At 71.0% G+C, this 14,570-nt stretch carries 13 protein-coding genes; 4 read left to right on the top strand and 9 right to left on the bottom strand.

The features are described from left to right. Window positions 1-6: 6 nt before the first annotated feature. From ACULK2_RS11090 to ACULK2_RS11105, 4 genes are read right to left on the bottom strand one after another with little or no spacing between them, the layout of a single operon-like run. Window positions 7-786, bottom strand: coding sequence for a fumarylacetoacetate hydrolase family protein (locus tag ACULK2_RS11090; protein ID WP_445967300.1), 780 nt, complete (start codon window positions 784-786; stop codon window positions 7-9). After that, window positions 783-1,343, bottom strand: a complete 561-nt coding sequence (locus tag ACULK2_RS11095) for a GNAT family acetyltransferase (protein WP_445967301.1) — start codon at window positions 1,341-1,343, stop codon at window positions 783-785. The genes ACULK2_RS11090 and ACULK2_RS11095 overlap by 4 nt, the downstream gene beginning before the upstream one ends. Beyond that, the gene (locus tag ACULK2_RS11100) at window positions 1,340-2,437 is read right to left on the bottom strand and encodes a branched-chain amino acid aminotransferase (RefSeq protein ID WP_445967589.1); all 1,098 of its coding nucleotides are present in this window, start codon (window positions 2,435-2,437) and stop codon (window positions 1,340-1,342) included. The genes ACULK2_RS11095 and ACULK2_RS11100 overlap by 4 nt, the downstream gene beginning before the upstream one ends. A 48-nt stretch (window positions 2,438-2,485) precedes the next feature. Beyond that, entirely contained in the window at window positions 2,486-3,556 is a 1,071-nt protein-coding gene (locus ACULK2_RS11105) for a 3-isopropylmalate dehydrogenase (protein WP_445967302.1), read from the bottom strand. A 137-nt stretch (window positions 3,557-3,693) separates the two neighbouring features. Here ACULK2_RS11105 and ACULK2_RS11110 point away from each other — a divergent pair, with 137 nt between their 5' ends. Beyond that, window positions 3,694-3,957 (top strand): DUF6458 family protein, encoded by a 264-nt coding sequence (locus ACULK2_RS11110; RefSeq protein ID WP_445967303.1) that lies wholly within the window; start codon window positions 3,694-3,696, stop codon window positions 3,955-3,957. 46 nt (window positions 3,958-4,003) lie between these two features. On the opposite strand, the gene ACULK2_RS11115 is transcribed toward ACULK2_RS11110, so the two are convergent. Next, window positions 4,004-5,650, bottom strand: a complete 1,647-nt coding sequence (locus tag ACULK2_RS11115; protein ID WP_445967304.1) for an MFS transporter — start codon at window positions 5,648-5,650, stop codon at window positions 4,004-4,006. Window positions 5,651-5,729: 79 nt separating this feature from the next. Here ACULK2_RS11115 and ACULK2_RS11120 point away from each other — a divergent pair, with 79 nt between their 5' ends. Further along, a complete protein-coding gene (locus ACULK2_RS11120; protein WP_445967305.1) occupies window positions 5,730-6,296 on the top strand; it encodes a TetR/AcrR family transcriptional regulator in 567 nt (188 codons plus the stop codon). 54 nt (window positions 6,297-6,350) lie between these two features. Here ACULK2_RS11120 and serA read toward each other — a convergent pair whose 3' ends face one another. From serA to ACULK2_RS11135, 3 genes are all read right to left on the bottom strand, one after another. Beyond that, window positions 6,351-7,943, bottom strand: coding sequence for a phosphoglycerate dehydrogenase (gene serA, locus ACULK2_RS11125; protein WP_445967306.1), 1,593 nt, complete (start codon window positions 7,941-7,943; stop codon window positions 6,351-6,353). Window positions 7,944-8,128: 185 nt separating this feature from the next. Beyond that, entirely contained in the window at window positions 8,129-8,521 is a 393-nt protein-coding gene (locus tag ACULK2_RS11130) for a hypothetical protein (RefSeq protein WP_445967307.1), read from the bottom strand. Next, the gene (locus tag ACULK2_RS11135) at window positions 8,518-9,006 is read right to left on the bottom strand and encodes a DNA polymerase III subunit gamma/tau (protein ID WP_445967308.1); all 489 of its coding nucleotides are present in this window, start codon (window positions 9,004-9,006) and stop codon (window positions 8,518-8,520) included. Before ACULK2_RS11135 ends, ACULK2_RS11130 begins: the two co-directional genes overlap by 4 nt. A gap of 122 nt (window positions 9,007-9,128) precedes the next feature. Here ACULK2_RS11135 and ACULK2_RS11140 point away from each other — a divergent pair, with 122 nt between their 5' ends. Then, window positions 9,129-9,659 carry a hypothetical protein gene (locus tag ACULK2_RS11140; RefSeq protein WP_445967309.1) on the top strand — a complete coding sequence of 177 codons (531 nt, stop codon included), beginning with the start codon at window positions 9,129-9,131 and terminating at the stop codon, window positions 9,657-9,659. Window positions 9,660-9,795: 136 nt separating this feature from the next. After that, entirely contained in the window at window positions 9,796-14,190 is a 4,395-nt protein-coding gene (locus tag ACULK2_RS11145; RefSeq protein WP_445967310.1) for a DUF7927 domain-containing protein, read from the top strand. Between the two features lie 68 nt (window positions 14,191-14,258). Here the strand turns inward: ACULK2_RS11145 and ACULK2_RS11150 are convergent, their stop codons facing one another. Then, window positions 14,259-14,552, bottom strand: coding sequence for a hypothetical protein (locus tag ACULK2_RS11150; RefSeq protein ID WP_445967311.1), 294 nt, complete (start codon window positions 14,550-14,552; stop codon window positions 14,259-14,261). Window positions 14,553-14,570 lie beyond the last annotated feature (18 nt).

Below are 14,570 nucleotides of genomic sequence, written 5' to 3' on the forward strand. Positions count from 1 at the left end.
CCGACATCAGCGGCCGGGCGCCTCGCGCACCGGGTTCACGAGCGACCCGAGCCCCGAGACCGACACCTCGACCGAATCGCCGTCGACAAGCTGCCCGACCCCGGCGGGCGTGCCCGTCAGGATCACGTCGCCGGGCAGCAGCGTGAACACGTCGGACGCGTACGACACGATCTTCGCGACCGAGTGCACCATGTCGGCGAACCGCCCGTGCTGGTGCCGCGTGCCGTTGACGCTCGTCGTGAGCTCGCCCGTGGCGAGGTCGACGTCGGTCTCGATGAGGGGCCCGAGCGGGCAGAACGTGTCGAAGCCCTTGGCCCGGGTCCACTGCCCGTCGCGGCGCTGCAGGTCGCGCGCGGTCACGTCGTTCGCGATCGTGTAGCCGAAGACGACGGAATCCGCGTCCGCTTCGGCGACCCGGCGCGCGACGCGCCCGATGACCACGGCCAGCTCGCCCTCGAACTCGACCTGCTCGCTCTCGGGCGGCAGCACGATCGCGTCGCCGGGCCCGATCACCGACGTGTTGGGCTTCAGGAACAGCAGCGGCTCGGCCGGCGCATCGCCGCCCATCTCCTCCGCGTGCTCGTGGTAGTTCCTGCCGACCGCGACGACCTTCGACCGCGGGATCACGGGCGCGAGCAGCTTCGCGTCGGCGAGCGCGACGCGCTCCCCCGTCGGCTCGTAGCCGGCGAACATCGGGTCGGCCTTCAGCACGACGAGTTCGTGCTCCTCCTCGTCGACGATGCCGAACGAGATGGTCTCACCGTGGGAGAAGCGCGCGATCTTCATGGCCCCAGCCTATTCCGCGGCCCGGGTGCCCGGCCGTGGGCGATCGCCGCCGGGACGGGACCATCGGGGATGAGCCGCTTGCCGAGTCCGACGGCCCCGTCGAGCTCGTAGCCGAGCCGCCGGTACCACTCGATCACCGCCGTGTTCGTCGACCGCACCTGCAGGTTGAGCTTGGGGCATCCGCGTTCGAGCAGCAGCCGCTCGGCCTCGGCCATGAGCCGGGCGCCGAGTCCTCCGCCGCGGTGCGCGCCATCGACGGCGAGGTAGTTCACCCAGCCGCGATGCCCGTCGTAGCCGACCATGGCCGTGCCCACGACGCGTCCGTCCGCGCCATCCGACTCGGCCCCGTCCACCCCGGCGCCATCCGCTCCGGTCGCCTCCGCGACCAGGAACAGCTCGGGCTGCACCGTCAGCTTCCGCTCGATGTCGCGGTACGGGTCGTTCCACGGCACGACGAGGCCCGCCGCGCGCCACAGCGCGACGACGGGCTCGGTGTCGGCGAGCTCGAACGGCCGGATCCGGACGTCGACGCCGTCGGATGGCGCCGCGAACGTCACGCGTCGAGTCGCACCATCCAGCCGTGGCGGTCCTCACGACGGCCGTACTGGATGTCGGTGAGCTCCTGCCGCAGCGAGAGGGCGAGCTCCTCCGACTGCGGGCCCGAGTGCACGATCTCGAAGTCCTCGGCGAGCAGGCGACCGATGGGCACCACGACCGCGGCCGTGCCGCACGCGAACGCGCCGACGATGTCACCGGATGCCGCACCCTCGCGCCATTCGTCGAGCGTGATCGGGCGCTGCTCGATCCGGTGGCCGCGGTCGGCCGCGAGCTGGAGGATCGAGTCGCGAGTGATGCCCTCGAGGATGGAGTCGGACTCGGGGGTGAGGAGCGTGCCGTCCTTCTTCACGAGGACGACGTTCATGCCGCCGAGCTCCTCGAGGTACGTCCCCTCGTCGAGGAAGAGCACCTGCTGGCAGCCCTTCTCGTGCGCCTCGGCCTGGGGCAGGAGGCTGGAGGCGTAGTTGCCGCCGGTCTTCGCCGCACCCGTGCCGCCCTTGCCGGCGCGCGCGTACTTCGTCGACAGCCAGATGTTCACGGGCTGCACCCCACCGGGGAAGTACGCCGCGGCGGGGCTCGCGATCAGGTAGTAGTTCACCTTCTTCGCCGGGCGCACGCCGAGGAACGCCTCCTTGGCGAACATGAACGGCCGCAGGTACAGGCTCGTCTCGGGAGCGCTCGGCACCCAGTCGGCGTCGACCGCGATGAGCTGCTTCAGCGAGTCGATGAAGATCTCGACGGGCAGTTCGGGCAGCGCCATCCGCCTCGCCGAACGCTGCATGCGCGAGGCGTTCTCGTACGGGCGGAACGTTCGGATCGACCCGTCGCCGTGCCGGTAGGCCTTCAGGCCCTCGAAGATCTCCTGGGCGTAGTGCAGCACCGCGGCGGCCGGGTCGAGCTGGATCGGGCCGTACGGGGAGACGCGCGGACGGTGCCATCCGCCCTTCTCGGACCAGCAGATGTCGACCATGTGGTCGGTGAAGTGGTTGCCGAAGCCGGGGTCGGCGAGGACGGCTTCGCGCTCCTCGGCCGACTTCGCGGCCTCGTTGTTCGTGACCTGCCAGATCAGGCCGGCGGGCGACGGGGCCTTCAGGGTGAGGTTCGACGTGGTCAAGGGATCCTCCTTCGGAAGTGGTGCGAGTCAGTGGGCGCCGACGGTGGCGCCGATGCGGGCGGCGATGGCGTCGCCGATCTCGGAGGTCGAGCGCCGCGCCTCGCCGCGTTCGGCGATGTCGGCGGCGACCGCGTCGCGCACCCGGTCGGCGGCGGCTCCGTGACCGAGGTGGTCGAGGAGCAGCGCCACGGAGAGGATGGCGGCGGTCGGGTCGGCGATGCCCGTCCCGGCGATGTCCGGAGCCGAACCGTGCACGGGCTCGAACATGCTCGGGAACCGGCCGTCGGGGTTGATGTTGCCCGAGGCCGCGAGTCCGATGCCGCCGCTGATCGCGCCGGCCAGATCGGTGAGGATGTCGCCGAAGAGGTTGTCCGTGACGATGACGTCGAATCTAGCAGGATCCGTGACGAGGAAGATGGTCGCGGCGTCGACGTGCAGGTAGTCGACGGCGACCCCCGGGTACTCGGCCGCGACCGCGTCGACCGTGCGCTTCCAGAGCGAACCGGCGAAGACCAGCACGTTGGTCTTGTGCACGAGCGTGAGCTTCCTGCGAGGGCGAGCGGATGCCGCGGCGAACGCGTAGCGGACGACGCGTTCGATGCCGTAGGAGGTGTTCACGGACACCTCGTTCGCGACCTCGGCGGGCGTGCCGACCCGGATCGCGCCGCCGTTGCCGACGTACGGCCCCTCGGTGCCCTCGCGGACCACGACGAAGTCGACATCGCCCGGCTCGGCGAGCGGGCTCGCGACGCCCGGGTAGAGGACACTCGGCCGGAGGTTGACGTAGTGGTCGAGTTCGAACCGCAGCTTCAACAGCAGCCCCCGCTCGATGTTGGCACCCGCGAGCCGCGGGTCGCCGGGCACGCCGCCGACCGCGCCGAGGAGGATCGCGTCGTGGCCCTTGATGGCCTCGAGGTCGTCGTCGGTCAGGGTGTCGCCCGTCTCGAGGTAGCGCTCGGCCCCGAGCGAGAAGCGCGTCTGCTCGAACACCACGTCGGTTCCGGTCGTGGCGGCCTCGAGCGACTTCAGCGCCTCGCCCACCACCTCGGGACCGATGCCGTCGCCCGGGATGACCGCGAGCCTGACCGTCGTTACCATGAACACTCCTTCGTCCGCCAGCCCTCCCAGCGTACTGTCCGCCGAGTGCACCGATCACTACACTCGGGCGCATCGGGGCGGCATCCCGCCCCTGCCGCGCGGCCCCGCGCCGCCCGAGTGAAAGCAGGCACCCCACAATGAGTCTCGGCCTCGGAATCGTCCTCTTCGCCATCGGCGCCGTCCTGGCGTTCGCCCTCAACCTGTCGGTGGAGTGGATCAACCTGCAGATGGTCGGCTACATCCTCATGGCGGCGGGAGCCGTCGTGATCATCCTCGGCATCGTCCTCCTCGCGCGTCGTCGGAGCTCGGTCTCCACGCAGCGGACGGCGGTCGACCCGGCGACGGGCGAGCGCGTCACGCGCGCCGAGACGTCGCGTCCGGACGACACCACCACGCTCTGACCTGATCCGACCCGGGCCTCCGGGCCCGACCCCGAAGGGCGCCGCCTCACTCCGAGGCGGCGCCCTTCGCGTCGTGCAGCGTGAGTGCGGCGGCGACGCCCGCACCGATCATGAGCAGCACCCCGATGAGGGAGGTGACGACCACGCCGCCGTCGAAGGCGTGCGCCGCCGACGCCAGCAGTTCCTCGGATGCCGCCGACGGCAGCGTCTCGGCGACCGTGACGGCGCCTGCGAGCGTCTCCCGCGCGGTGTGGGACTGCGCGGCCGTCAGGCCTGCAGGAAGCTCGAGCGAGGCCCGATACCAGGCCGCGAGGATGCTGCCGAGCAGGGCGGTGCCGAGCACGGCGCCGAGCTCGTACGCCGTCTCGGATACCGCGGAGGCCGCACCCGCCTTCGCAGGCGGTGCCGCGGAGAGGATGAGCTCGTTCGACACGGTCTCGGCCATGCCGATGCCGAGGCCGAGCAGCATGAACGCCACGACGACGCCGGCGATGCCCTCCCCCGCGGTGAGCGCGACCACGAGGTAGCCCCCCGCGGACACCATGAGCGCCGCCGGCACCAGCAGGCGGGGGCGGATGCGCCGGGCGAGCGGCACCACCGCGAGGCCCGCGACGATCATCGTGACGAGACCCGGCGCGAGCGCGAGCCGGGCCTGCACCGGCGAGAGCCCGACGACGAGCTGCAGGTGCTGGGAGACGAAGAAGAGGAACCCGACGAGCGCGATGACGCTGAGCAGGTTCACGAGCACGCCCCCGCCGAACGCGCCGTTGCGGAACAGGCGCATGTCGAGCATCGGGGTGCGCGCCCGCAGCTGGCGCCGAACGAACCACGCGCCGAGCGCGAGCCCCCCGAGGATGGTGCCGATCGACATCGCGTCGACGCCCTCGGTCGCGAGGTGCTTGATGCCGGAGACGGTCGCACCCATCGCGGTGAGGGAGAGCAGGATGCTCGCCGCGTCGATGCGACCCGGCGCCGGGTCGCGACTCTCGGGGATGAGGATCGGCAGCAGCACGATGAGCGGGACGAGCACGGGCACCGCGAGGAGGAACACCGAGCCCCAGGCGAAGTGCTCGAGGAGCACGCCGCCGACGATCGGGCCGAGCGCGGCGCCGGCGGCGAAGCCGGACGCCCAGATCGCGATCGCGAGCCGGCGCTCCTCGCGCTCGGTGAACACCGAGCGGAGCAGCGAGAGCGTCGAGGGCATGAGCATCGCGCCGAAGAAGCCGAGCGCGGCGCGCGCGCCGATGAGCGCCTCGGAGGTCGGCGCGAAGGCCGCGGCGATCGACACGATCGCGAAGCCGACGGAGCCGATGAGCAGCATCCGGCGACGACCGAACCGGTCGCCCGCGCTCCCCATGGCCACGAGGAGCGCAGCGAGCACGAGCGGGTAGGCGTCGATGATCCAGAGCTGCTGCGCGGCGGTCGGCCCGAGGTCGCGGGCGATCTCGGGCAGCGCGAAGCTCAGGACGGTGTTGTCGACCGCGATGAGGATGACCGGCAACATGAGCACGGCGAGGGCGACCCAGCGGCGGGTCGCCGCGCGAGCGCCCGATCGAAGGTGCTCGCCCGATGCGATCCGGCCGGGGTCGGTGTGCCGGGCGGATGCCGCGGCATCCGCCGTCGCCGGCGTCGCCGCCTCGGCGGCGCGCCCGTTCGCGGTCGTGTCGATCGTGGTGCTGCGTTCGTTGATCATGTCGTGGTCCTATTACTGTACCGGCTGGACGGTAGAGTATCAGATGCCGCCGACCGTTCACCTCGCTACCATCGGAGCCATGAGCCGACCCCCCGCCGCCCGCGACGCCGTCCTCGACGCCTTCGAGCGACTGCTGATCGACGGCGGTGTGCGCGCCGCGACGCTCGACGCGACCGCCCGCGCCGCGGGGGTATCCAAGGGCGGCCTGCTCTACCACTTCGCCAGCCGCGACGCACTCGTCGACGGCGTGCTCGACCGGTTCTCACGGCTCGTCGACGACGACATCGCCGTGCTCGAGCGCGCCCCCGAGGGTGCCATCGCCTACTACGTGCGCTCGTCCGTCTCGCAGGACACGCCCCTCGAGACCGCCGGCGTCGCCGCGGCGCGACTCGCGCAGGCCGGAAGCGACCCCGCCGTGCGGATGATCCGCGACGTTCGCGACCGGTGGCTCCACGCCATCCGCCGGCACGTGCCCGACCCCACGATCGCACTCGCGGTCACCCTGATCGGCGACGGGCTCTACTACGACTCGGCACTGCACGGCGTCGACCCCGAGATCGGCGTCGACGCACCGCACGGCGCCGACATGGACGCGCTCGTTGCGCTCCTCGAGCGCCTCGCGCACGGCGAAGCGCAGAACGGATGACGCGCGGCGGCGGGGCGAACGCGCCATCCGCCGCCCCGCGGCGTCCGTCTCGGACTAGGACTCGGTGATGTCGACCTCGACGAGCACGTCGGCGGCGATCGCCTCGCGGACGCGCTCGAGCACGTCGGTGGGGACCGGCGAGTCGACCGTGAGCACCGACAGCGCCTGGCCGCCCGCCTCGCGGCGCGCGATCTGCATGCCCGCGATGTTGATGCCCGCGTCGCCGAACTCGCTGCCGTAGACCGCGACGATGCCGGGTCGGTCGGTGTACAGCATCACGATGTGGTGATCGGCGATCGGCACCTCGACGTCGTAGCCGTTGATGCCGACGAGCTTCTCGGTCTGCTTGGTGCCCGTGAGCGTACCGGACACCGACACCTGCGTGCCGTCGGCGAGCGCACCGCGCAGCGTGATCACGTTGCGGTACTCGGGGCTCTCGGCATCCGCGATCAGGCGCACGGCCACCCCGCGCTGCTCGGCGAGGAGCGGGGCGTTGACGTAGGACACCGACTCGCTGACGACGTTCGTGAAGACGCCCTTCAGCGCCGCGAGCTTCAGCACGCTCACGTCGTAGTCGACGAGCTCGCCGTGCACCTCGACGTCGAGGCTCTCCAGCGGCCCCTGCGCGAGGCCCGCGAACAGCTGGCCGAGCTTCTCGACGAGCGGGATGCCGGGGCGCACGTACGGGTCGATGACGCCGCCGGCGACGTTCACCGCGTCGGGCACGAGCTCGCCGGCGAGCGCGAGGCGCACCGACTTCGCGACCGAGATGCCCGCCTTCTCCTGGGCCTCGTCGGTCGAGGCGCCGAGGTGCGGCGTGACGACGACGTTCGGCAGGGCGAGGAGCGGCGACTCCTTCGGCGGCTCCTGCACGAAGACGTCGAGGCCCGCGCCGGCGATCGTCTTCGCGACGAGCGCATCGTGCAGCGCGTCCTCGTCGATGAGCCCGCCGCGGGCGACGTTCACGACGTAGGCGGTCGGCTTCATCTTCGCGAGCTGCTCGGCGCCGATCATGCCCGTGGTCTCGGGCGTCTTCGGCATGTGGATCGTGATGAAGTCGCTCTGCTCGAGCAGCTCGTCGAGCGAGACGGTCTGCACGCCGAGCTGCTGGGCGCGCGCGGCCGTGATGTACGGATCGTAGGCGATGACCTCGACGCCGAACGCCTGGAGGCGGGCCGTGATGAGCGCTCCGATGCGGCCGAGGCCGATGATGCCGACGGTCTTCTCGTAGAGCTCGGTGCCGGTGTAGGCCGATCGCTTCCACTGGCCGTCGGCGAGTGCCGAGTGCGCGGCGGGGATGTGGCGTGCGAGGCTCAGGATGTGGCCGACCGTGAGCTCCGCGGCCGAGATGATGTTCGACGTCGGCGCGTTCACGACCATGACGCCCGCGGTCGTCGCCGCCTTGATGTCGACGTTGTCGAGGCCGACGCCCGCACGGGCGATGACCTGGAGCTTCGGTGCCGCGGCGATCGCCTCGGCGTCGACCTTGGTGGCCGAGCGGACGAGGATCGCGTTCGCGTCGGCGAGCGCGGCCAGCAGCGCCGGGCGATCGGTGCCGTCGACGTTGCGGACCTCGAAGTCGGGCCCGAGGGCGTCGACGGTGGCGGGCGAGAGTTCTTCGGCGATCAGCACGACCGGCTTGGTCACGGACGGTTCCTCACTGCGGTTGGAGATGCGGTGCGAATGCGCCGCTGAACGTCGCGCCGGCGTCGTCGGGGCGCGGATGACGCGGCCAGCCTACTTCAGGCGTATCGCCCCGCCCGAATCGTGTGACGCGCGCAGACGAGCGTGCACGCGACATCGGACTGCTCAGGCGAGCAGTGCGCTCACGCTCAGCCGAGCAGCGCTCCCGGCCCGAACATGAGCAGGATGTCGAGGTAGAGCGCCGCCGAGACCGCGAGCCCTGCCAGGTAGAGCGCCGCCTGGATCACCGCGCTGCGGCGTCGCCCGATGAGGAACGCCACGGCGAACAGCACCACGGGCAGGAGGATCGCGACGATGAGCACGACCCAGCCGGTCGGGCTGATCGTCGTGCCGAGCGCCGACGCGACGCCCGCCATGCCGACGAGGTTGCCGACCGCCTCCCACGCGTCGTACGCGAAGAAGAGGCCGAACGCGATGGCGAGCACGAGCTCGAGCCAGAAGGGCGTGCGTCGGGCCGGTGCGGGCTCAGGGGTCGCGGCATCCGTCACGTCGTCGGAGTGGGTCGTGTCATCGGCGCTCATGCGGTCACTCCCGCCACGAAGGGGATGGGCAGCAGCACGACCGCGCCGATCGCGAGCCACGTGAACCGGAGCGGCACCCGCCCGCGCGTGAGCGCGAACGTCACGCCGAACCACAGCGCGGGCGCGAGCACCGCGAGCCACAGTCCCAGCGCGAACATGAACTGCCCGACCGGATCGGTCGCGGTGTTCGTGACGCGCAGCACGGTGAGGATCCAGCCGAGCGTGTAGAGCAGGAACGCGCCGCCGAAGACGCCGAGCAGCACGAGCTCGGCCGAGCCGACCTGCGGGCCGGCGTCGGCTTCGGTGCCGGCGGCGTCGTGATCGATGCGAGCGGATGCCGCGGCATCCGTCTGCTCGTCGCCGCCTTCGCTCGCCCCCTGCCCCGCGGTCGTCGGTTCGCCGACCTTCTTCCACCCGGGTGCGAGCGTCGCATCGTCATCGCCCTCCCAGCGGAGGGCCTCCTCATCGTCGCCGTTACGGCCCATGGAATCACCCTATCGAGCGGCCGACGTTGACCTGGTCCGCCCGACGCGCGCACCATGGACGTATGGGCGTCGCAGGGCACGGCTCCCGATCAGCCGGGGGCGGCGCTGCGACCCCGGTACGGATGGGTGCGGCCCGGAGACGAACCGCCGTCGGTCTCGGCCTCGCCGTCATCCTCGCACTCTCCGCGTGCGCCACTTCGAGCGGGGCCGGTTCGCCGACGGGGTCCCCGAGCCCCGAGGCATCCGCGTCACCCACGGAGCCCGAAACGACCGAGGCATCCGTCGCCGACCTCGTCGCCGATCCCGAGGCCTGGCTCGACCGACGGGTGGAGGTCGAGGGGAAGGTGTTCTTCCTCGCGCAGTGCCCGCCGCCTGGCGCCGAGGCCACGCCATGCGTGCTCGTCGGGTACCTCGCCGATCCCGAGCGCGGCACGCTCATCGCCGCGGACGTCGACGAGGCGCTCCCGCTCGCCGAGGACGGCGCGCTCGTGACGTGCACGGAACCCGGCAACGGTGCAGGCGCCTGCGGCGACTGGGTGCGCGAGGCGACCTACGACGTCGACGGAACGCTCGAACGGCAGATGCTCGACGGACAGGAGCGGCGGGGCAAGGTCTGGTTCGCCGTCATCGGACGCAGCGACCCGGTCGCGTGAATCCACCCTCGAACTGGGGGTCGCCGATCGTCCGACCGAGACTGGACGCCGCCGTCGGGCAGGGCCATACTCGGCGCCGTCGAGTGCGTCCCACCTGGGACATGGGGGTGCCCCGGGACGCACCGAGGGGGTTGTGATGACCGAGCGCGTCGCCGAACAGACCGCAGATTCATCGAAGAAGGGGTTCCTGGCTGCACTCGCAGCGGCCGTCTTCCTCAGTACCCAGATCCTCGCGCCGGGCGCGGGGGCGGGTGCGGCGACGATCGAGGCCGACTACGTCGCGCAGGGTCCGAGCCCGATCACCGGAGGCCAGGTCGAATCGGTGTCGCCGGACGACGAGGTCGCCGGCGCGGTGCACACGGTCGTCGCACACCCCGACGATCCCGACATCGCGTGGATCGGAACGGTCAACGGCGGCGTGTGGCGCACCAACGACGCCACGTCGACCTCGCCCCACTGGACGCCGCTGACCGACCAGCAGTCCAGCCTCTCGATCGGTGCGCTCGAACTCGACCCGACGGTCGCGAGCGACACCGTCCTCCTCGCCGGCATCGCCCGGGTCAGCTCCTTCGGCCGGACCTCCGGGCCGCTGAACGGGCTGCTCCGCACCGCGGACGCCGGAACGACCTGGACGCCGCTCGGCGCGGCCCAACTCGCCGGCGAGAGCATCTCGGGCGTCGCGCCCCGCGGCGCGACGATCGTCGTGGCGTCCAATGCCAACAGCAACGTGTTCGGTGCGGGCCAGGGCGGCATCTTCCGCAGCACCGACGGCGGCGCCAACTTCACCCGCCTCTCGGGCGACGGCACCAGCGGACTGCCGAACATCGGCGTCTTCGACCTCGTCGGCGACCCGTCGGATCCGACAGTGCTGTACGCGGGCTCGCAGCAGGGCATCTTCCGCAGCACGAACACGGGCTCGACGTGGACGAATGTCACGAATCAGGTGACCGGCATCAACAACGCGACCACGAACAACCTCGAACTCGCGGTGCACGCCGACGGCACCGACAACATCGTCTACGCGGGCGTCGTGAACGGCGGCCAGCTGAACGGCCTGTGGCGCTCGCCCGACCAGGGTGCGAACTGGACCCAGCTCGACACCCCGACGACCAACGAGGGCGGCGTGATCGTCGGCCTGCAGCCGCGGGAGAAGCCCGGCGGGCAGGGCGGCGTCCACTTCTCGATCCTGGCGGACGCTTCCGATCCGGACGTCGTCTACCTCGGCGGGGACCGGCAACCGCTCGACGCCGGACCGAACGCCGGATCCTTCCCGAACTCCATCGGTGCCGACGACTTCAGCGGCCGGCTCTTCCGATGCGACGCCGGGCTCGCAGCCGGGAGTCAGTGCGTGCCCCTGACCCACAGCGGGACGAGCGACGACAGCTCACCGCACGCCGATTCGCGCGAGATGGTCTTCGACGCCAACGGCGACATCCTCGAGGGTGACGACGGAGGCATCTACCGGCAGACCGACCCGTCGACCGGCAACGGCGAATGGCAGTCGCTCAACGGCGACCTGCAGATCAGCGAGCACCACTCGTGCGACTACGACAACGTGGGCGACCTCATCCTGTGCGGCGACCAGGACACCGGCGCTCCGGAGCAGTCCTCGTCCGGCTCGACCAGCTGGGAGACGCTGAGCGCCGGCGACGGCGGATTCGTCGCGGTGAACGACAGCGGAGCGGCATCCGTTCGCTTCAGCAGCTCGAACAACCTCGGCGCCGGATCCTTCCTGCGCCGCGCTTGCACCGCGGCGAACCTCTGCGTGAACTCCGCGCCGGGATTCAACGTGGCCGGGCAGGGGCAGACGCTGCAGCAGTTCGAGACGAACGCCGCAGGCAACTCCACGCTGCCCCTGTACACGCCCCTCGTGATGAACGACGTCGATCAGACGCGGTTCATCGTGACGTCGAACCGCGTGTACGAGTCGACCGACTCGCTCGACAACCTCTCGATCATCGTCAACAGCCTCGGCGCCGGCGTCGGCACCACGCGTGCCATCGCATACGGCGGCCGCGCCGGTGGAGCCGACAACGCGGGCGTCCTCTGGTACGGCGACTCGAACGGCGCACTGTTCCTCCGGAGCAGCGGCGCCGGCACGCCCGCGGCGCTGCCGGGGTGGACGAGCGGCGTGACCACCGACATCGTGCTCAACCCCGAGAACTGGGCCGACGCGTTCGTCTCGACGGCCACGCAGGTGATGCGCACCACCGATGCCGGTGGGTCCTTCACCGATGCCACGGGCAACCTCGGAACGGTCGCACCCGGCGCCACGATCCGCTCGCTCGAGATCGTCCCGGTGCCCGGCACGGAGGTGCTCGCGCTGTTCGCCGGCACCGACACCGGTGTCTTCATGAGCCAGACGCAGAACCTCGGCGTCTGGGCCGAACTCGGCGCGGGCCTGCCGAACGTGGTCTCGTTCGACCTGACGTTCGACGCGGGCGACGACGTGCTGCTCGTCGGCACGATGGGTCGCGGCAGCTGGCTGGTCGAGGGTATCTCCGACCTCATCCCGATCGCCGATCTGCGCGTGGAGAAGTCGGACTCCCCCGACCCCGTGATCGCCGGGGAGGAGCTGTTCTACACGATCACCGTGACGAACGACGGGCCGGATGCCTCGGCCGGGGTCGTCGTCGTCGACGAACTACCCGACGACCTCGACTACCTGTCCGACGACGGCGACTGCACGTACGACGCCGTCGAGCATCGGCTCACGTGCTCCGTCGGAGACATCCCCGTCGGGGAGTCGCGCGAGATCGTCGTGAAGACCCGCGTGCACGCCGACGCGGTCGTGGACGAGGACGACGGGACGCTCCGCATCGAGAACGTCGTGACCGTCTCCGGTGCGAGCGTCGACGACGACCTGACGAACAACTCCTCGACGGAGTACACGTTCGTCCAGGAGCGCAGCGACCTCGCCGTCACGAAGGTCTGCAAGCCCGACGACGAGCTCCCCGCGGGCGAGACGGGCACGTGCACGATCTTCGTCGACAACCTCGGGCCCTCGTCGGCGCGCGACATCGTCGTGACCGACACCAACCTCAGCGACGGCGCCTTCACGTTCGGGGCGATCACCCCGAGCCAGGGCTCGTGCGCCGTGAGCGGCGGTGTGGTGACGTGCCAGATCGGCGACCTTGCGGCGGCCTCGCCGTCCGCGGGCGGCAGGGCGACCATCGTCGTCGAGGTCTCCGCTACCGAGGACGTCGATATCAACGACGTCGTCCGGGTGACGTCGCCGACGCCGGATCCGGATCAGTCGAACAACGAGGCGCAGGAGTCGATCAGCGTGATGGCCGTCGCCGACCTCTCGGTCGACAAGACCGGACCCCCGACCGCGGTCGCCGGGACCGAGATCACCTACACGCTCTCGATCGAGAACCACGGGCCGTCCACCGCCTCGGGCGTCGTGCTGACGGATTCCGTCTCGATCGGCGTGGAGATCGTCTCGGTGTCGGCATCGGGCGGCGCGTCGTGCAACGCCGGTGTCCCCGGCGATGCCGCACGACCGAGCGAATGCTCGTTCGGCAACCTCGCGCCGGGAGCGACGCGCACCATGACGGTCGTCGTGCGGATCCTGCCCGACTTCACGGGCGAACTGCACGATGATGCGCGCGTCGGCAGCGACACCTTCGACAGCGACCTCTCGGACAACCTCGACACGGTCGTCACCGACGTCGACGCGTCCGCGGACCTGTCGGTCACGAAGACCGATTCGCCCGACCCGGTGCTCGCAGGTGACGACCTCACCTACACGATCACCGTGACGAATGACGGTCCGTCCACCGCGACCTCGGTGCTCCTCACCGACGAGCTCCCCGACGGCACCACGTTCGTCGAGGGTGTCGACGGCAACGGCACCACGGTGTGCGCGCTCGTGCAGGTCGGCACGGTCGTCTGCGACCTGGGCGACCTCGAACCCGGTGAGAGCATGACGGTCTACGTGACGGTCACGGTCGATCCGTCGCTGCCGCCGGACGCGGTCCTGTCCAACACCGCCACGGTGTCCTCCGACACGCCGGACCCGGACGCCTCGGACAACGAGGTGACGGAGACGACCGAAGTCGACACCGCGGCGGACCTGTGGCTCGACAAGACCGCCGAGATGCGGTCGGGCAACCCGGCGCCCGTGATCGTCTTCACGCTCACGGTGCACAACGACACCGGCTGCGAGCAGGACGCGCAGTCGACGCCGTCGCCGAACTGCGGCACCGGCGGTCCGTCGGATGCGCAGGACGTGGTGGTGTTCGACGACCTGCCGCTGACCGCGAAGAAGCTGGTGGTGCAGTACGTGTCGCCGCAGTGCACCTATGACTCGGCGGCCCACGAGGTGACCTGCACCGCCGACACCGTGCCGGCAGGCGCCACGGTACAGTTCGTCATCGAGGCGCAGGCGAACGGCAGTGTCGGCACGATCCAGAACGACGCCGACGTGACGAGCGCCACGCCCGACCCGGACCAGGGCAACAACGTGAACGCCACGACCATCGTGGTCAAGGGCGGCACCGGGAAGGGCAAGGGCGGCAAGGGCTGACCCCGCCGCCTGGGAACCCGCTCTGCGGGGCCGACCCGAACCGGCCCCGCCGAGCGGCTCACCGGGGGTCAACGGCCGGCCAGCCCGAGTCGGCGTTCAGCCAGGTCGAGGTAGTGCGACACGACCTCCTTTGAATGTCCCGCCCCGAGCCGGCGCTCGGCCTGGTCGCGGTATTCCTGCCGCGGCGCGAAGGCGTCGACGCGGTTCTGGGCGCGCTCCACCTCGTGGCTGAGGTCGCTCGCCCGCCGCTCGGCGGACGTGAAGGTGTGGGCGGTCCCGGCGCAGGCGCCGAGTCCGGTGGTCAGCATCGCGGCCAGGGCGACGCCGATGGCGGTCTTCCGTGTGCGCTTCATGGTGTTCATGACCGCAGGTTCCGCCAC

This window comes from Agromyces molybdatiresistens, from assembly GCF_052748445.2.